Genomic DNA, 16,989 nt, shown 5'->3' on the forward strand with positions numbered 1-16,989 from the left:
CGGGGCTGTTGCTGGTATCGGGTGAGCCGGCGCCGCACCTGCCCCGGCCGGTGGAAGAGACGCCTGCCCATCTGCTGGACGATGCCGGCCTGCTCCAGGCCCTGGTGCGCTACGGCGTGCCGGCCCGGCTGTTGGAAAGCGGCCTGGAGGGGGAGGCGCTGCACCTGCTGCGCGCCGACCTGGCCTTGTGTCACGGCTATCGTTGGCGCGACGGGCCGCCGCTGTCCTGCCGCCTGGTGGCCTTCGCCGGCGACGCCGATCCGCTGGGGGCGCCGTCGGACGTGGCCGCCTGGTCGGCGCTGACCCGTGGCGGCTTTTCCTTCCATGTGCTGGAGGGCGATCATTTCTTCATCCGCAGCCGGCGGGACGAGGTGCTGGAGCATGTGGCGGCCGAACTGGCCCGCCCGGCGTGGCGGACGGCGTCCTCGCCGCCAGTCGCGCGGGTGGCGATGGGAACATGAACGGGAGGGCGCCGATGGGGCGGGCGGATCCGGCGCGGGCGCGCCTGGTGCATGAGGTGCTGGCGGAAACGGTGCGTCGCCACGGGTCCCGGCCGGCCCTGCGGGCCCGCGTGCGGGGGGAGTGGCGGACGCTGACCTGGGCGCAGTATGGTGAACGGGTCCGCCTGTGTGCCCGTGCCCTGGCGCATCTGGGCCTCGTGCCCGGCGACGTGGTCCTGCTGTATGCGGAAAACCGGCCGGAATGGCTGCTGGCCGATGTCGGGGCCATCCTGGCCGGTGGCGTGCCGGCGGGGCTGTATGTCACCAGCCCGGCGGAGCACTGCCGCCACGTCGCCCGGCACAGCGCCGCGCGCTTCGCCGTGGTCGACACACCGGACCGTCTGGAAAGATTGCGCGCCGCCCGGGCCGGCCTGCCGCCCCTGGCCGGCCTGGTCCTGCTGGATGGGATCGACCCCGCGGGCGAGGCGATGGGCTGGGACGCCCTGCTGGCCCTCGGCCAGGGAACCGGCGATGCCGAGGGGGAGGCCTGGCTGCAGGCGCGCCTGGCGGGGCAGGGGTTGGATGATGTCTGCACCCTGATCTACACCTCGGGCACCACCGGCGCGCCCAAGGCGGTGATGCTCAGCCACGCCAACCTGACCTGGACCGCCGACCAGGCCCGCCGCACCGTGGGTTTCCGTCAGGGCGATACCGTGCTGAGCTATCTGCCGCTGACCCATATCGCGGAGCAGCTGTCCTCCATTCACATGCAGATGCGATTGGGCGGTTGCACCTGCTTTCCTGAGAGCCTGGACACGGTGGCGGCGGACCTGCGTGAGGTTCGCCCGCATTATTTCCTGGGGGTGCCCCGGGTATGGGATGGTATCCGTGCGCGCATGCAGGCGGCGGGCGCCCAGTCGGGCCCCTGGCGGGCCCGGCTGGTGCGCTGGGCGCGGCGCCAGGGTTTGGCTGGCGCCGCGGCGGACAGCGCCGGTCGGCGCCGGCCACTGGCCTGGTGGCTGGCCCGCGCCCTGGTCTTCAACCCCGTGCGCCGCCGCCTGGGGCTGCAGCGCAGCCGCTATCAGGTCACGTCCTCCACCCCCACCGCGGCGGAGACGCTGGATTTCTTCCTGTCCCTGGGGGTGCCGCTCTATGATCTCTATGGCCTGTGCGAGACCACGGGGCCGGCCACGGTGTCGGCGCCTGGCGCCTGGCGCGGCGGCTCGGTGGGGCGGGTGGTACCGGGGACGGAGATTCGCCTGGATGAGGTCCAGGCGGGGGTGGGGGCGGGAACCGGTGAGGTGCTGATCCGCGGTCCCCATATCTTCAAAGGCTATTACAAGGATCCCGAGGCCACCCGCCAGGCGCTGGATGGGGAGGGTTGGCTGCGCACGGGTGACATCGGCCGTTTCGATGCCGATGGCTACCTCTGGATCATCGATCGGTGCCGGAATCTCATCCCGCGCGCGGGCGGTGGCATGACGGCTCCGCAGCCGCTGGAGGCACGCCTGCGCCAGATGCCGGGCCTGGCCCAGGCCGTGGTGTTCGGCGCCCAGGGCGGGCTGGGGGCGCTGTTGTTCCTGGACCGGACCTTGGCGGCTGATCTGGCCGCTGCCGCCAACAGTCCCAGCGCCCATGGGGGTGACCCCGACTGGCGTGAGGTGGCCGCCTGTCCCCGGGTCCTGGCTTATGTCGGACGGTATGTCGCCCAGGTTCGCGCCGACGGTCCAGCGGCGGACGCGATTGACCGCTTCGCCCTGCTGGCCGTTGACCTGTCGATCGAGGGTGGCGAATTGACCGCCACCCTCAAGATCCGGCGCCAGGCGGTGCTGGAGAAATACGGCGACCTGATTGGCGCCGATGGGGTGGGGCGGATCGCATCGGCGCCGGTGCGGGTGCCGGTGTAGCGGCGCCGATCTATTTCGTGCCGGCCCCAACCCAGCATTGGCCGGCGAAGACGCGGTGTATGGTCAGATGCGTCAGGCCGGCGTCGGCGAACAGGCCCCGCACCTCACCCTCCGTCATGTACTTGTGGCGATCATGGGTCCGGCTGATACGGGAGACGTAGTAGAAGATGCGCAGGGTGGTCAGGGTCAGGCGCAGGCCGCGCAGGATGGTATTGACCAGTCCCAGCTCCTGGCTGTTGCGCCGCAGGGTTTGCCAGTAGACGGCGAGGGAGCGGAAGCCGACGCCGAACACGGTGACCACCACCCGGCCGCCCGGCCGCACCACCCGCCGCAGCTCGGCCACCGCCAAGGCACGGGACGGTTCGTCCAACAGATGGATGACGTTGACGCAGATGGCGTGGTCGAAGCTGTCGTCAGGGAAGGGGAGTGGTTTGGTGAGGTCGGCGAACAGGAACGTGGCCTCGGGCGCCTTCTTCCGGCAGAGGTCCAGCGCCGATTCCAGGTAGTCGGTCCCGGTCACCTTGGCGCCGCGCCGCAGCAGTTCCAGCGCGATGTTGCCGGTGCCGGTGCCGGCGTCCAGCACGTGCTGGCCCGGGCGCATTCCGGTCAGGTCGATGTTCTCCGCCACCAGGTCGCGATAGGTGACGGACTCGTTCAGGGTGTCGTAGATGTTGAAATAGCGGTGCCAGAAGGCTTTGCCCAGGGTGGTGCCCGTGTGCGGCGCCGTGTCGTTGGCCGCCAGTGACTGTTCAGTCATCTTCGCCCCATTGTTTCGAGTTTCAAGCGCCCGCGCCATTCCCCGAGCGTGGTTACCGTGGCGTACCTAAAGATGTATATAGATCGCCATAAGCAATCTGAAGGATGTTTTTGTGTGGGAAAAACAATCTCCACCCGTATAGATTTGCATCCTTAGGATGTGCTAGGCAATGCTAAAATCACCTGCCGGTCCCTTTTTCGCGACCCCTTTTGCGGGAAGTCCGTATCCATGCTGACACCATTAGGTGGCTTCGTTCTGCCCGGCGCCTCATCGGACCAGGACCCTGACTGGCTGGCCTTCCTGGCGGCCCTGCAGGGGCTTGTGCATGCGTCTTGCTGTGGCGCGGGGGCGGGCGGCGCGCTGGCCGCCACACCGATGGTGGAGCCCGACCTGCACCGCTTCGCCCGCCAGGGTTATGCCGCCTGGGCGGCGGAGGTGAAGCCGGCCCGGCCGCTGCTGCCGATGCGGCCGGGCCGTTATCGCTTGCCCGATGTGAGGTTGGTGGAACCCGGCCTGCCTTCGCGCGACCATGTCGACCTGATCGTCGCTGACGGCCGCATTGCCGCCATCACGCCAACCGGCATCCCGGAGGTTGGCGGGAAAGAGGCGGGGGGGATCACGCCGGTCATCGAGGCGCTGCGCGGCCATACCGTGGCCCCGGCGTTGGTGGATTTGCACGCCCATCTGCCGCCCCACAACATGCTGAACCTGACGCCGCTGTTCCTGTTGCTGCAACTGCGCCATGGCGTGGTGCGCACCCGCGACGCCGGCGACATGGATGGCACGGGCACGCCGGAGGCGCTGCGCCTGGTGCTGTCCGGGGCGCTGCCGGGGCCGCAGATCCACTACGCCTATTGCTTCATTACGACGGGGCGGGCGCGTTGGGCGAATTCCTTGGCCTACGACGATCCGGAGCAGGCGCCCGAGGTGGTGGCGCGGCTGCGTCGCCTGGGCGCCAGTTGGGTCAAGGCTTACGAGAACCTGGACGTGCCGCGCCTGCGCGCCCTGGTGGCGGCGGCGGAGGCCGCCGGCCTGGGGGTGATGGGGCACGTGCCCACGCGGCTGACGATGGAGGCCGCGGCCCTGCCGGACGCCCAACACCTGTGGGGCGTGCCGCCGCCGGCGAGCCTGCGGCGTGACCATGTGGTCAATCGCGCGATCGATTGGCATGCCGTCACGCCGCGACGGCTGAACGCGGTGGTGGCCGCCTGTGTGAGGCAGGGACTGGCGCTCACGCCCACGCTGGTGGCGCATGCCGGGTTGCTGCGCCTGGCCGACCATGCGACGGAGTGCACGGCGGCCGATGCCCGCATGATGCCGGCCTTCTACCGCGATATCATCTGGCACCCGCGCCACGGCCTGCCGGCGTATCGCCACATTCCGGCGGCCGACTTCGACCTGGCCCGGCGTGCCTTTGACATGAAGCTGGATCTGGTCGGCCGGCTGGCTGAGGAGGGCGTGTCCTTGCGCCTGGGCACGGATGTGCAGCAGCCCTTCGTTGTGCCCGGCGCCGCCCTGCACAAGGAGATCGCGTTGTTCGAGCGGGCGGGCCTCTCCCGTGCCGATGCCTGGGCCCGGGCCAGCCGGGATGCGGCATCGGTCCTGGGGGTCGCGGACGCGGGCACGCTGGGCATCGGTGCGCGGGCCGACCTGCTGCTCGCCCCCGCGTCGCCGCTGGAGCCCGGCTGGCGGCCAGCCCAGGCCAGCGCCGTGGTGGCGGGTGGCGCCCTGATGCTGACCGCCGATCTGGATACCGCCATCGCGGCCGAACAGGCGCGTTTCGAAACCCGGTTCAGCCGCCATACGGCCCGCTGGCTGGTGCGGTTCGCCTTGCGGCGCGTGGCGCGGAATTTTGTCAGCTGACGGCCGGCGGTGGCGGTTGCGGCGGGGCGGCCGTGGCCACGGGTGGCACGCCCAGGGTCTGGTTCAGCCAGGCGAGAATGCGCTCGGCCGCCCGTTCCCACTGGGGTTCAAGCATCATGTCGTGCGCCATGCCGGGGATGATCTCGGCCTTGGTGCCGTAATGCCGCGCCGTGGCGTGGAACTGGTCCTGATAGAAGACCGCGTCCAATTCATCCGCCAGAACCAAGACGGGGGCGGTGGTTCGCGGCTGGCGGCTGGCCGGGATTATCAGGCTTTCCATGAAGGCGCGCGCGGACTCATTACCCAGCAGGCGCCAATACGCCACGACCTTCTCTTCCGGCAGGTCGGGGGTGAACAGCCATTGCCGGGCCAGCGCCGGAGTTTCCACCAGAAAATACATGAACAGCGTCACCGCCGCTTTCAGGAAGGCCAGCGGGGCGTTGACGGCCAGGCGGATCATGTTGCGCAACATCCCCTGCGGCGGGGCGGAGGCAAGAAAGACCCCGGCCGGGCCGGAATGCTTCGCCAGGTAATATTGCGCGACCAGCCCCCCCAGGGAGTGGCCGATGACAACCGGCGGGGCGGGCAGGTCGCGCGCCACGCTGGCGACGTTGTCCACGAACTGGCTCATGCTGGTGCAGCGCAGTTGCGCATGACCTTCGCTGGCGCCGTGGCCCTGCAGGCTCAGCGCGTAGGCGGCATAGCCGTGTCGGGCGAAATAGTCCAGGAAGTGGACGTCCCAACACCAGGCGGCATGCCAGGAGCCATGGATGAACAGCAGCGGCGTCTTGTGTGCCGGGCCATCGGGAAGACGGGAAATGACCTCAAGTTTCATGCCGGAATCCCCCTGTCCGCGCCCATGAGCCCTGAACGGTCCTGGGCGAAACGCCGCAAACGCGCCTGTGAAATCGCCATTGCCAAGAGCGATCGGCCACGAGCGCGACCCTTTATAGCGGACATCGCGTGTTAGGAGAATATCTATCTTAATTATCATTCTTTAATTGCATACCGATCGTCGAGGGTCATGCGGCGTGAAACCAGACCATCGTTCGGTTATTGGCGAAGGCCAGCGAACTCATACGCCACGGTCGCGGCCATGCGTCGTCATAACGAGGCAGAATAATGCGTTGCATGAGAGCCGGTGTCCGCCCATGCTCATGGCGGCTCCAGCGCGGGTTCGTCTTCCTCGATGGTGATCAGCAAGCCGGCTGGAGGCAGTTGTGGAAATTCGTGTTGGTTGCCTGATGACCTATGAGTTGGCGCAGGTCACGCCCATCATCCTGATGCTGAATGTCCATGCGTCGCGGGTGGGTGATCTGACGCAACCGGACGCGGTGGCGACAACGCCTCCCGTGCCGATGTCCGGCTATCACGATGGCTTCGGCAACTGGTGCACGCGTATGGTGGCGCCCGCTGGTCGCTTCACCATCCGGACCGATGGCATCATCCGCGACAGCGGCGAATGGGAGACGCCCGACGTCGGCGCCCGGGAGGTCGCGATCCCGGATCTTACGCCGGAAACCCTGGTGTTCCTGCTGGGCAGTCGCTATTGCGAAACGGACCTCCTGTCGGAGACCGCCTGGAAATTGTTCGGGCAGCTGCCTCCCGGTTGGGCGAGGGTACAAGCCATCTGCGATTATGTGCATGACCACATCACCTTCGGCTACGAACATTCGCGCGCCACGCGGACGGCGGCCGAGGCCTTCAAGGAAAGGCGAGGGGTCTGTCGCGATTACGCCCACCTGGCACTGACCTTCTGCCGCTGTCTTAATATTCCCGCGCGCTACTGCACCGGATACATCAGCGATATTGGCCTGCCGCCGCCGCATGCTCCCCAGGATTTCGCCGCGTGGATCGAGGTTTTCCTGGAAGGCCAGTCGGGCGGACGTTGGCACGTCTTCGACCCGCGCAACAACGACCCCCGCATCGGTCGGATATTGATTGCCCGGGGCCGAGACGCGGCTGATGTGCCGCTATCGCTTACGTTCGGTCAGCACACCCTCGCGGGCTTCCAGGTGACGGTCGACGAGGTTTCGGCCCCCGCCACCTGATCAGCCCAGTTTGGCTTTAGATAATTGAGGTGTCGAACCGACCGGCATCGCGAGGGACATAGACCACGGCAGCCCACGGGCGACAAAACGATCTCACGGCGATGAAGCCCCTTCCTGGCAAAGGAAGGGGCTTCAGTCGGACCATGGGGCCTCAGGCCCGCTTGCGCCCGGTGACCATGGCGCGGACCAGGTTTTCCCGGTGCAGCACGCTGGACAGGATCACGCCGCCAACGTGCAGGACCACCAGGATGAGGGTCACCGTGGCCGCCGCACCGTGGATGTCCTCCATCGTGTCCTCTCCCAGAACACCGCCACCCGTATCCAATACGATGCCGGTGGCCACGGTCAGGAGCAGGCTGGCCAGGAGCGCCACGATCATGGCGCCGCCCGCCGGGTTATGGCCCACATACCGGCCCGCCCGCCCCTTCACCAGGGCGCCCATGTAGGAGAGCAAGCCACCCGGGCTGGGCACGAACCCGGCGAACCGGGCATGCGGGGTGCCGATGAGGCCCCACAGGGACCGCACCCCAACCGCCACCAGGATCACGAAGCCGGCGGCTTCATGCAGGGGCATGACCTCTTCAGCCGATAGCCAGGCGACGGCGAAAGAGGCGGCGATGGTCCAGTGCAAAAGGCGAACGGCCGGATCCCATACCGTCACCATGCCTGTGGACGCCGTGGCGTTGGGGGAAACGGCGCCCCTGGGAACGCTGTGGATAGGGGTGCCGCCGGAGGGGATGGGCGTGGTCATCAGTCCTCATCCTTTTCCGTCTTCAGGATGTCGCCCGTGCGGGCGTCGACGGCCAGTTCGACCCGCTTGCCCTGGGGGTCGCGGGCCTCGACCTTGTAATTCCTGTCGCGGTGCCGCTTGATCTCGGTGATGTCGGAATAGCCCTGGGCGGCCAGGCGCTCGACCACCTGCGGGACGGTCAGGGCGCTTGCGTCCCCCGTTTTCGCCGGCTGAGCCTGGCCGGCGGGCGCGGTCTCGACGGCCAGCGCATAGCCGCCGATGGCCAGGGAACCCGCGAGCAGCGCCGCAGCGGCGATTTTGCCATACATCATGGTGTCCTCCGTATTGGGATTGGATGGTGGCATCATCCTGGCGGGGTTCCGTTGAACGGGACCTGAACGGCGCGTTCAGCCTGCGTTCAGGAAAGGAACGGTCAACTGTGCCGATGAGATGGATCGTTGCCCTTCTGCTGCCCCTGCTGGCCGTGCCCGCCGCCCTGGCGGACACCGACCAGGACCGTGCGCGCGCCGCCGTGGAACAGGGGCGCGCGCTGCCCCTGCGCACCATCCTGGACCGCGCGGCGGCCCGCTTCCCAGGCCAGCTCCTGGAAGCGGAATTGGAGGAGGAGCACGGCCGATTGGTCTATGAGATCAAACTGCTGATGGACGGCGGGCGTGTCGTGAAGCTGCATTACGACGCCCGAACCGGCGACCTCCTCGCGGTCAAGGAACGGGGGGCGGGGAAGGACCGCAGGCCATGAGGATATTGCTTGCCGAGGATGATGCGGCCCTGCGCCGACAGCTGGCCGAAGCGCTGGGGGATGCCGGTTACGCCGTCGACATGGCCCCTGACGGCGAGGAGGCCGCCTTTCTGGGGGTGAGCGAGCCTTATGACGCCGTGGTGCTGGACCTGGGATTGCCGGTGCGCGACGGCCTGTCCGTCCTGCGCGCCTGGCGGGCGGCGGGCATCACGGTGCCGGTGCTGATCCTCACGGCCCGTGGAACCTGGCAGGAGAAGGTGGCGGGCATCGACGCCGGCGCCGACGACTACCTGGCCAAGCCGTTCCGGATGGAGGAACTGCTGGCCCGCGTGCGCGCCCTGATCCGCCGGGCCGGCGGGCTGGCGACGGCGGAACTGCGCTGCGGGCCCGTGGCGCTCGACACCCGCACCGGCCGGGTGACGCTGGACGGCCGGCCCGTCGCACTGACGGCGCATGAGTTCAAGGTGCTGTCCTATCTCATGCACCATCCCGGCAAGGTGGTGTCCCGCACCGAATTGACCGAGCATGTCTATGCGCAGGATTTCGATCGCGACAGCAACACCATCGAGGTGTTCGTCGGCCGGCTGCGCCGCAAGCTGGGCGGCGACCTCATCCGGACGGTACGGGGCCTGGGGTACCGCCTGGAGGCGGCCCAGTGACGCGCTCATCGCTGACACTCTCTTCGCTGACCACCTCCTCACTGACCCGGCGCCTTTTCCTGTTGGCGGTCCTCTGGATCGCCCTGGCGCTGGTCGTCACCGGCATCATCCTGACCGACCTGTTCCGCATCCATGCCGAGGCGGAGTTGGGCCGGCGCATGGCCCAGCACCTGGATGAGCTGGCGGCGGTGCTGGAGGTGACGCCGGATGGTGGGGTGGCCCTGGCCCGGGACCTGAGCGATCCCCGGTTCCGCCGTCCGCTGTCGGGGCTGTATTGGCGGGTGGATGGCCCCGGGAAGCGGGTGCTGCGGTCACGGTCGCTCTGGGACCAAGCGCTGGACCTGCCGGCGGACACCCTCAAGGATGGCGAGGTTCATCGCCACACCTTGACGGGACCGAACCGGGCGCCGCTGGTGGCGTGGGAGCGCAGTCTGCGCCTGCCGGGCGCGGCGGTGCCGGTGCGCGCGGCGGTGATCGCCGACGCCAGCGACGTGCAGGCCGCGACGGCCGGTTTTTCACGGGTTTTGGGTCTGTCGCTGGCGATCCTCGCCGCTGGTCTGCTGGCGGCGGCGGCGGTCCAGGTGCGCCTGGGGCTGGGACCGCTGCGGCGGATGCGGAAGGCCTTGGCCGACCTGCGCGCCGGGCGTACCAGCCGCCTGGAGGGCGCCTTCCCCGGCGAGGTCCAGCCCGTCGTGGACGACCTCAATCTGCTGATGGAGGAGAACCGGGCGATGGTGGAGCGGGCGCGCGCGCAGGCGGCCGATCTGGCGCACGCGCTGAAAACCCCGCTGGCCGTTATCGCCAACGCTGCCGCCGCGCCGGGCGGCACGGACCCGGCGGTGGTGGCGGCCGAGGCGGACCGCATGCGTCATCAGATCGAGCGGCACCTGGCCCGGGCGCGGGCCGCACCGGCGCTGCTCCATTCCCCGGGTGGAACGGTCGTTCTGCCCGTGCTGCGGCAGATCGCCCGCACCGTGGCACGCCTGCATACCGAACGCGGTATCGATATCCAGGTCGATGGCGATGTGCAGGCCCGGGTTCGGGCCGACCCGGTGGACCTGCAGGAAATGGCCGGCAACCTGATCGACAACGCTGCCAAATGGTGCTCGGCGGTCGTACGGGTGACGGCCGTTGCGGCTGGTGGTGGGATTGTCATCACCGTCCAGGACGATGGCCCCGGCATTCCGGCGAACAGGCGGTCCGACGTCCTGGCCCGTGGCGCCCGCCTGGACGAGGCGGTGCCGGGTACCGGCCTGGGCCTGACGATAACGCAGGAGTTGGCGCGCCTTCACGGTGGAAGCCTCAACCTGGAGGCCTCGCAGGCCGGCGGGCTCAGTGTCTCGCTTCATCTGCCGCAGGCGGCGGCCGCTGGCAAATGATGCGGTGATATCGAGAACGGTCCGCCCGTTGATGCCGTACGGGCGCGCGCCTAAGGGGGACTGGGACGGAATTCGGTCAGCATCGCCATGTAGTGACAAGCGGCGGCGGCAAGGACCATATCACGTTGTGGTAGCGCAGTCGCTCCAGCAGGTAGGCCCCGACGCCGGCCGTGTAGATCAATGCGCCGGTCCCGATCAGCAGGCCGGTTCCAGGCTGAAGCCGGCCTGACAGGACGGGGACCAGGGGCAGGCCAATCCAGCCGAGGATCAGATAGAGGGCCAAGCCCAGCCGTTCGTACCGGCGGGGCGCGGAAAGTTTCAAGGCGATGCCGGCCGCTGCCGTCATCCAGACCGCCGCCAGGGCGACTGTGGGCGTCACGGCGGTTTGCGTCGCCGGAAGGCGCAGCAGGAGGGGCGTGTAGGTGCCCGCGATGGCCAGGAAGATGCCGGCGTGGTCCAGCTGCCGCAGCCATTCCTTGAGACGCCGGCGCCGGATCATGTTGTACGCGGCCGAGGAGGCGAGCATGCCTGTCATGGCGGTGGCGTAGGCGGCCAGACCCATGGCGTCGGACATGGTACCGGAAATCGCGCGTGACACGAAAAGCCAGACGCCGGCGACGAGCGCCGCAGACACGCCGACGACGTGGACAACGGCGTCCGCCTTGTATTCCAAACCGGTATACTGCGGAACGGCGTTGCCCGTCGGGATGACGGCGGTGCTCATCGCTCGCTCCTCTCCGGTCAAGGCCGTGTCACGGCGCCTGAAAGTTGGGTTTCGCGCACTATCCGTTCCTGACCGCTGGTGGTGCTGCGGATACGGTACAGAAATTCCCTCCCTTCGAACGGCATGAGGCAAACCACCTCATAAGGACCGTCGGCCGGCATTTTCTCCAGCCGGTGAGGGGTGAAGTCCAGGGTCTGGCCAACCCTGAATTTATGGCGACGCAAGGCGTTGGCTTTCCCCCTGTCCATCTCCGCCGCGCCGTCAGCGGCGGCGTGGGGGCGGCCGCCGGATGGCGACGCTGCCAGGTTTTTCATCCTTGTGCCGATAGACGATGCGCCCTTTGGTAAGGTCATAGGGCGTCATCTCGACCGTGACGCGATCACCCGTCAACGACCTGATGCGGCTCTTGCGCATCCGGCCGGCGGTGTAAGCGATGATCGAATGGCCGTTCTCCAGCAGCACCTTGAAACGGCCGTCGGGGAGCGCCTCATCGATTTTGCCATCGAACTCCAGAAAATCTTCTTTTGCCAAACCGGCCTCCCACGGAGCTAAAAAAAGGCGGCGGCACGGGTCTCATGCCACCGCTCTTCATGCTTCGGTGGGGGCTTAGGCCGCGCGCAGATTCTCGGCGGAGGACTTGCCCCGGCGGGGATCGACGACGGTGTCGAAGCTGACCTTCTGACCTTCGGCCAGATTGCCGATGCCCGAACGCTCAACCGCGGAGATATGGACGAACACGTCATTGGACCCGTCATCCGGCTGGATGAAACCGAAGCCCTTGGTGCTATTGAACCACTTAACGATACCGATGGTCATGGAGTCCTCCTGGGATTTTCCCAATCAGAATTGCCCCGCGCGGGAGTGCGGCAGGGCATCAAAGATCACGACGGGGAAAAGGGCCGGCTTTGCCGGTCGATAGCCCAGAAGCAAAATCGACCTGCCCAATGTGGGCGCCTTGCGATGACATTGCAAGCTCCGTTCCGTCGGCGCCGACGATTGGTGGTCTGGGCGCCTGTCGTCTTGGATCTCAAGCGCCAGCTTGCAGGACCGCCCTCACAGGGTGGCGAATGCCGGCCATTGCGTTAACCATATGCGCCCTAAGTATGTATCCTGCTAATTACGCCCAGGAATTTGCGATATTGCAGTATAACTAAGGAGCAATTTAGATATTTCATATCCGTTGCGCGCGCCGGTTGCGTTATCTTCCCGCTGCTAGCCGCAGCATCGAAGGGGTGACGGCCGGCGGCGTAGGTGTGAACCCGGGGGGGGGGAATGCGGCGCGGTTGACGGTCTAGGCAGGTCCGTCCCTTGCGCTTTTGCTGAGCGACACCCCATCCCGTGTTCCGATGCGCCCAGGATCAAAGCTAAAGGTTCCAGGGGCATAGCATGGGTTCTCTGTTTGGGGCGGGCGTGCGGGGGCGGGGCTTGCAGGAGGGTGGCGTTCACCCAGAAGGCCGTGCGGATTCCTCGCCGGGGCTTTCGCGGCATGCGCGACCCGGTGGCCGGGCGCTGCTGCTGGCCGGCACCGCCATGGCCCTGCTGGCCGCGACCGGAACGGCCCGCGCCGGCAACGGTCCCACGCTGCCCACCGGTGGCGCCTTCCAAGCGGGCTCGGGCAGCATCTCCAGCGGCAACGGCAGCCTGACCGTCACCCAGGGCAGCCAGCGCGCCGTCATCGACTGGAAAAGCTTTTCCATCGGCCAGGGCGGCACCGTCAGCTTCAACAACGGCAGCGGCGCCACCCTGAACCGCGTCACGGGCGGCAACCTGTCCACCATTCTGGGCACGCTGAAGGCCACGGGCACGCTGTATGTCATCAACCCGGCGGGCGTGGTGGTGGGGGCCAGTGGCGTGGTTGTGACGGGCGGCAGCTTCACCGCCAGCACCCTGGACATCGCCAACGACGCCTTCATGGCCGGCGGTACCCTGCTGTTCAAGGGCGACACGGACGCCGAGGTCAAGAACCTGGGCAAGATCTCCGCCACCGGCGGCGACGTCTTCCTGATCGCGCGGAGCGTCACCAACGACGGCACCATCACCGCCCCCAACGGCACCGTGGGCCTGGCCGCCGGCCAGCAGGTGCTGCTGAAGGATGGCGATGCGGGTGAGCGGGTCTATGTTCAGGTCGGCGGCCCAGGGGGAAGTGGCGATGTCACCAACACGGGCGCCATCGCGGCGGCGCAGGCGGAACTGAAGGCCGCCGGCGGCAACATCTATGCCCTGGCCGGCAATGGCGGCGGCGCCATCCGCGCCACCGGCACCACGGTGAAGGACGGGCACATCTGGCTGTCGGCCAGCGGGTCGACCGAGACGGCCACGGACCAGGGCGGCGCCGTCACCATCGCCGGCACCGTGGCCGCGACCAACGCCGACGGTACGGGCGGCACCGTCATCGCCACGGCCAAGTCGGTGGCGGTGCAGGCCGGCGCCGTGGTCGACGCCAGCGGCACCACCGGCGCCGGCGGCACCATCCTGCTGGGCGGTGACCGCCAGGGCGGGGGCGACGCGGCCACCAAGCTGGTGAAGCAGGCGGTGGCCACCGCCGCCCGGACTACCGTCGCGGCGGGCGCCACCCTGAAGGCCGACGCGGGCGCCACCGGCAATGGTGGCAGCGTCATCGTCTGGTCGGATCAACAGACGGGGTTCGCCGGCACCCTCAGCGCCAAGGGCGGGCCCCGCACCGGCAATGGCGGCTTCGCCGAAGTATCCAGCCACAAGCTGCTGGACTTCACCGGCGCGGTGGATCTGACCGCCCCGCTGGGCAGCATCGGCCAGCTGCTGCTGGACCCAGAGAACGTCACCATCTCCACCGGCAGCAATTCCAACAGCAGCCAATCCAGCGGCACCTTCACCCCCACGGGCAACAGCTCCGTCATCAACACGACGACGCTGCAGAACGCCCTGGCCACGGCCGACGTCACCATCACCACCGGCAGCATCGGTAGCCAGACGGGCGACATCACTGTCGCCAACAACGTGACCTGGTCGGCCAGCCACAGCCTGACGCTGTCGGCCTATCACAGCATCATCTTCAACGGTGGCACGCTCAGCCACACCGCCGGATCCGGCGACGTCACCCTGCGCGCCGACAACACCGGGACGGGCAGCGGCACCGTCACGTTCACCAGCGGTGGTGTCAACATGACCGGCAGCAGCGGGTCGGTGAACCTTTACTACAACCCCGCCAGCTATGCCTCACCCACCAGCTATGCCGGCAATGTCGCCTTGGGGTCAGGCGCCCTGACGGCCTACATGCTGGTGAACACCGCCACCAACCTGCAGAATCTGTCGACCAACCTGACCGGCACCTATGCCCTGGGCCGGGATATCGACGCCAGCGGCACCGCCGCCTGGAACGGCGGCGCGGGGTTCGTCCCCATCGACAGCTTCTCCGGCACGCTGGACGGCCTAGGCCACACCATCACCGGGCTCACCATCAATCGCCCCAGCACGGTCGCGGTGGGCCTGTTCGGCGACACGCCCACGAGCAATGGGCCCACGATACGCAATCTGGGCCTGGTGGATGTGAACATCGCCGGTTCCAACCGCGTGGGCGGCGTGGTCGGGCGCGCCAACGGCGGCGGGTCCCTGACCAACGTCCATGTCACCGGCTCCATCACCGGCTATGGCGACTTCATCGGCGGCCTGATCGGCCAGGATGACCAGCAGTCCATCAGCAACAGCTGGACCGATGTCACCATCACCCTCCCCAAAGGCTACAGCGGCAACGGCGTGGGCGGTCTGGTCGGCTGGCAGCGCTCTGGCTCGCTGACCAACGTCTACGCCCTGGGCACCGTCTACGCCCCGGACGCGAGCCAGGTCGGCGGCCTGGTGGGAACGGACGGCTTCATCGGCTTCGGCCAGGGTGCGACCGTCACCAACGCTTACGCCACCGGCAATGTCACCGGCAACGATGCCGTCGGCGGCCTGATCGGCATCGCCGAGGGCGGCAGCATCACCAAGACCTATGCCACCGGGTCCGTCACCGGCGTCACCAACCTGGGCGGTCTGGTGGGCATCAACGCCAACCCCATCACCCTCAGCTGGGCCAGCGGCAGCATAACCCGCAGCAGCGGCAGCGCCACCAGCGTGGGCGGCCTGGTGGGCACCAACGGCGACAGCGCCAGCGCCGGCAGCATCGCCACCAGCTATTGGGACAGCTACACCGCCGCCGGCCTGTCCGCCGTGGGCGCCACCGTGGGCGCCAGCACCAGCAGCGCCACCGCCGTCACCAGCGACCCGGCGCAGTCGGCGGCCAGTAATTATGCCTACAAGACCAGCGCCTACGGCGCCTTCAACTTCACCACCGATTGGTGGTTGAGCGATGGCGGCACCCGGCCTCTGGGCCTCTGGGAATATTCACTGACCATCAGCAACGCCCACCAGTTGCAGTTGGTCGCCCACGACCTGACGGCCAGCTACACCCAGAGCAACGACATCCGCATGTCGGCCCCGACCGCCAGCGGCATCTGGAAGTCCACAAGCGGCAGCGTCCCCGCCGGCTTCATCCCCCTGGGCACCCCCTCGACGCCGTTCAGCGGCACCTATGACGGCCAGGGGTACGCCATCGATGGGCTGACCATCACCTATGGTGGCGGGAGCAACACCTATATCGGCCTGTTCGGCGGCAACACCGGCGCCCTCAACAACATCGCCCTGACCAACGCGGCCATCACCGTCACCAACGCCGACAGCCATGTCGGCGCCCTGGTCGGCGCCAACGGTGGCGGCCAGATCACGAACGCCTATGTCTCCGGCACGTTGACGTTCCGTGGTGGTGGCGGCTACGGCGTCGGCGGCATCGTGGGGATACAGTACAATGGCGGAACCATCACCGGTTCCACCTCGATGGCCGACGTCAATCTCAGCTTCGTCAATGGCGGGCAGGGTTATGCCGGCGGCGTTCTGGGCGTTACCGCCGACCTGAGCGCCACGGCCATCAACACGTCCTATGCCGGCGGCACCATCACCGTCACCGGCGGCGGCGGGGTCGGGGGCCAAGCCCTGGCGGGTGGCCTGGCGGGGATATCCACCAACATCTCCAACAGCTATTCCACCGCCACCGTCACGGAAACCTCTGTCAGAAGCGTGGATGAGATAGGCGGCCTGGTGGGCCAGAGCGCCACCGGCACCATCAGCAACAGCTACGCCAGCGGCGCCATCAGCGCCCCCGGCGCGCAGATCGGCGGCCTGATCGGCTTCAATGTCAGCGCCACCATCAGCAATTCCTACTGGGACAAGCAGACCACCGGCCTGTCCAGCGGCACCGGAAGCGGCAGCGCCACCGGCATCACCGGCCGCACCACCGCCGAGATGGCGGTCCAATCCAACTTCAGCGGCTGGGATTTCAGCAACACCTGGTATCTGCCCGCCGGCCTGTCCCGCCCGATCCTACGTGCGGAGGCCAGCACCACCATCCGCGACGCCCATGAACTGCAGTTGGTGGCCCTGGATACCACCGCCCGCTACACCATCGCCAATGACATCNGCTTGGGCACGTCCCTCGCCAACACCGCCGACATATGGAGCGGCGGGTTCGTGCCCATCGCCGGCTTCTCCGGCGAGCTGTCGGGCCAGGGCCACACCATCAGCGGTCTGACCATCACCGGCAGCGCCGCCAATCGGGGCCTGTTCGCCTCCACCACCGCCTCGGCCAAACTGGCCAACCTGGCGCTCACCAACGTTTCCGTCTCCGGCGGCAACAACGTGGGTGCCCTGG

At 67.9% G+C, this 16,989-nt stretch carries 14 protein-coding genes and 1 pseudogene; 8 read left to right on the forward strand and 7 right to left on the reverse strand.

All coding sequences use genetic code 11. The features are described from left to right. Together I55_RS02125 and I55_RS02130 are read left to right on the forward strand one after the other, a co-directional pair. Nucleotides 1–461 (forward strand): thioesterase II family protein (locus I55_RS02125; RefSeq protein ID WP_252180982.1); only part of this gene is annotated, 461 nt, incomplete at its 5' end. 14 nt (nucleotides 462–475) lie between these two features. Then, nucleotides 476–2,347 (forward strand): long-chain fatty acid--CoA ligase, encoded by a 1,872-nt coding sequence (locus I55_RS02130; RefSeq protein ID WP_049973757.1) that lies wholly within the window; start codon nucleotides 476–478, stop codon nucleotides 2,345–2,347. 10 nt (nucleotides 2,348–2,357) lie between these two features. Here the strand turns inward: I55_RS02130 and I55_RS32655 are convergent, their stop codons facing one another. Continuing rightward, the gene (locus I55_RS32655; protein WP_049973758.1) at nucleotides 2,358–3,104 is read right to left on the reverse strand and encodes a class I SAM-dependent methyltransferase; all 747 of its coding nucleotides are present in this window, start codon (nucleotides 3,102–3,104) and stop codon (nucleotides 2,358–2,360) included. 228 nt (nucleotides 3,105–3,332) lie between these two features. Between I55_RS32655 and I55_RS02140 the strand changes: the two genes are divergently transcribed. Then, on the forward strand, nucleotides 3,333–4,967 hold the full coding sequence (locus tag I55_RS02140) for an amidohydrolase family protein (RefSeq protein WP_044558814.1): 1,635 nt from the start codon (nucleotides 3,333–3,335) through the stop codon (nucleotides 4,965–4,967). On the opposite strand, the gene I55_RS02145 is transcribed toward I55_RS02140, so the two are convergent. Next, nucleotides 4,960–5,802 (reverse strand): alpha/beta hydrolase, encoded by an 843-nt coding sequence (locus tag I55_RS02145; RefSeq protein ID WP_044558816.1) that lies wholly within the window; start codon nucleotides 5,800–5,802, stop codon nucleotides 4,960–4,962. The genes I55_RS02140 and I55_RS02145 overlap by 8 nt on opposite strands. Nucleotides 5,803–6,211: 409 nt before the next feature. Between I55_RS02145 and I55_RS02150 the strand changes: the two genes are divergently transcribed. Further along, nucleotides 6,212–7,018, forward strand: coding sequence for a transglutaminase family protein (locus tag I55_RS02150; RefSeq protein WP_199902425.1), 807 nt, complete (start codon nucleotides 6,212–6,214; stop codon nucleotides 7,016–7,018). A 151-nt stretch (nucleotides 7,019–7,169) separates the two neighbouring features. Here I55_RS02150 and I55_RS02155 read toward each other — a convergent pair whose 3' ends face one another. Together I55_RS02155 and I55_RS02160 are read right to left on the reverse strand one after the other, a co-directional pair. Next, complete coding sequence (locus I55_RS02155; RefSeq protein ID WP_083900775.1) at nucleotides 7,170–7,769, reverse strand: cytochrome b/b6 domain-containing protein; 600 nt, start codon at nucleotides 7,767–7,769, stop codon at nucleotides 7,170–7,172. Continuing rightward, the gene (locus I55_RS02160; RefSeq protein ID WP_044558828.1) at nucleotides 7,769–8,080 is read right to left on the reverse strand and encodes a PepSY domain-containing protein; all 312 of its coding nucleotides are present in this window, start codon (nucleotides 8,078–8,080) and stop codon (nucleotides 7,769–7,771) included. Before I55_RS02160 ends, I55_RS02155 begins: the two co-directional genes overlap by 1 nt. A gap of 113 nt (nucleotides 8,081–8,193) precedes the next feature. Here I55_RS02160 and I55_RS02165 point away from each other — a divergent pair, with 113 nt between their 5' ends. Genes I55_RS02165 through I55_RS02175 form a run of 3 tightly spaced genes read left to right on the forward strand, consistent with a single transcriptional unit; the run spans nucleotide 8,194 to nucleotide 10,546 of the window. Further along, complete coding sequence (locus I55_RS02165; protein WP_044558819.1) at nucleotides 8,194–8,508, forward strand: PepSY domain-containing protein; 315 nt, start codon at nucleotides 8,194–8,196, stop codon at nucleotides 8,506–8,508. Further along, nucleotides 8,505–9,167 (forward strand): response regulator transcription factor, encoded by a 663-nt coding sequence (locus tag I55_RS02170; RefSeq protein WP_044558820.1) that lies wholly within the window; start codon nucleotides 8,505–8,507, stop codon nucleotides 9,165–9,167. The genes I55_RS02165 and I55_RS02170 overlap by 4 nt, the downstream gene beginning before the upstream one ends. Next, nucleotides 9,164–10,546, forward strand: coding sequence for a sensor histidine kinase (locus I55_RS02175; RefSeq protein ID WP_049973760.1), 1,383 nt, complete (start codon nucleotides 9,164–9,166; stop codon nucleotides 10,544–10,546). Before I55_RS02170 ends, I55_RS02175 begins: the two co-directional genes overlap by 4 nt. A gap of 76 nt (nucleotides 10,547–10,622) precedes the next feature. On the opposite strand, the gene I55_RS02180 is transcribed toward I55_RS02175, so the two are convergent. From I55_RS02180 to I55_RS02190, 3 genes and pseudogenes are all read right to left on the reverse strand, one after another. Beyond that, nucleotides 10,623–11,270 carry a hemolysin III family protein gene (locus I55_RS02180; protein WP_049973761.1) on the reverse strand — a complete coding sequence of 216 codons (648 nt, stop codon included), beginning with the start codon at nucleotides 11,268–11,270 and terminating at the stop codon, nucleotides 10,623–10,625. Nucleotides 11,271–11,585: 315 nt separating this feature from the next. After that, nucleotides 11,586–11,801, reverse strand: a pseudogene (infA, locus tag I55_RS02185) (translation initiation factor IF-1); the annotation flags it as partial. 75 nt (nucleotides 11,802–11,876) lie between these two features. Next, nucleotides 11,877–12,086, reverse strand: coding sequence for a cold-shock protein (locus I55_RS02190; RefSeq protein WP_044558823.1), 210 nt, complete (start codon nucleotides 12,084–12,086; stop codon nucleotides 11,877–11,879). A gap of 570 nt (nucleotides 12,087–12,656) precedes the next feature. On the opposite strand from I55_RS02190, the gene I55_RS02195 reads away from it, so the two are divergent. Further along, on the forward strand, nucleotides 12,657–16,989 hold a 4,333-nt coding region (locus I55_RS02195; protein WP_148293535.1), incomplete at its 3' end, for a GLUG motif-containing protein.

It is taken from the genome of Azospirillum sp. B4, assembly GCF_000333275.1.
GTDB lineage: Bacteria > Pseudomonadota > Alphaproteobacteria > Azospirillales > Azospirillaceae > Nitrospirillum.

Bases quoted from the DNA above. Each gene is read 5' to 3' on its own strand.
- I55_RS02140 (WP_044558814.1), top strand. From the start codon at position 3,333: ATGCTGACACCATTAGGTGGCTTCGTTCTGCCCGGCGCCTCATCGGAC.
- I55_RS02190 (WP_044558823.1), bottom strand. From the start codon at position 12,086: ATGACCATCGGTATCGTTAAGTGGTTCAATAGCACCAAGGGCTTCGGT.
- I55_RS02145 (WP_044558816.1), bottom strand. From the start codon at position 5,802: ATGAAACTTGAGGTCATTTCCCGTCTTCCCGATGGCCCGGCACACAAG.
- I55_RS02160 (WP_044558828.1), bottom strand. From the start codon at position 8,080: ATGATGTATGGCAAAATCGCCGCTGCGGCGCTGCTCGCGGGTTCCCTG.
- I55_RS32655 (WP_049973758.1), bottom strand. From the start codon at position 3,104: ATGACTGAACAGTCACTGGCGGCCAACGACACGGCGCCGCACACGGGC.
- I55_RS02155 (WP_083900775.1), bottom strand. From the start codon at position 7,769: ATGACCACGCCCATCCCCTCCGGCGGCACCCCTATCCACAGCGTTCCC.
- I55_RS02180 (WP_049973761.1), bottom strand. From the start codon at position 11,270: ATGAGCACCGCCGTCATCCCGACGGGCAACGCCGTTCCGCAGTATACC.
- I55_RS02130 (WP_049973757.1), top strand. From the start codon at position 476: ATGGGGCGGGCGGATCCGGCGCGGGCGCGCCTGGTGCATGAGGTGCTG.
- I55_RS02150 (WP_199902425.1), top strand. From the start codon at position 6,212: ATGACCTATGAGTTGGCGCAGGTCACGCCCATCATCCTGATGCTGAAT.
- I55_RS02165 (WP_044558819.1), top strand. From the start codon at position 8,194: ATGAGATGGATCGTTGCCCTTCTGCTGCCCCTGCTGGCCGTGCCCGCC.
- I55_RS02170 (WP_044558820.1), top strand. From the start codon at position 8,505: ATGAGGATATTGCTTGCCGAGGATGATGCGGCCCTGCGCCGACAGCTG.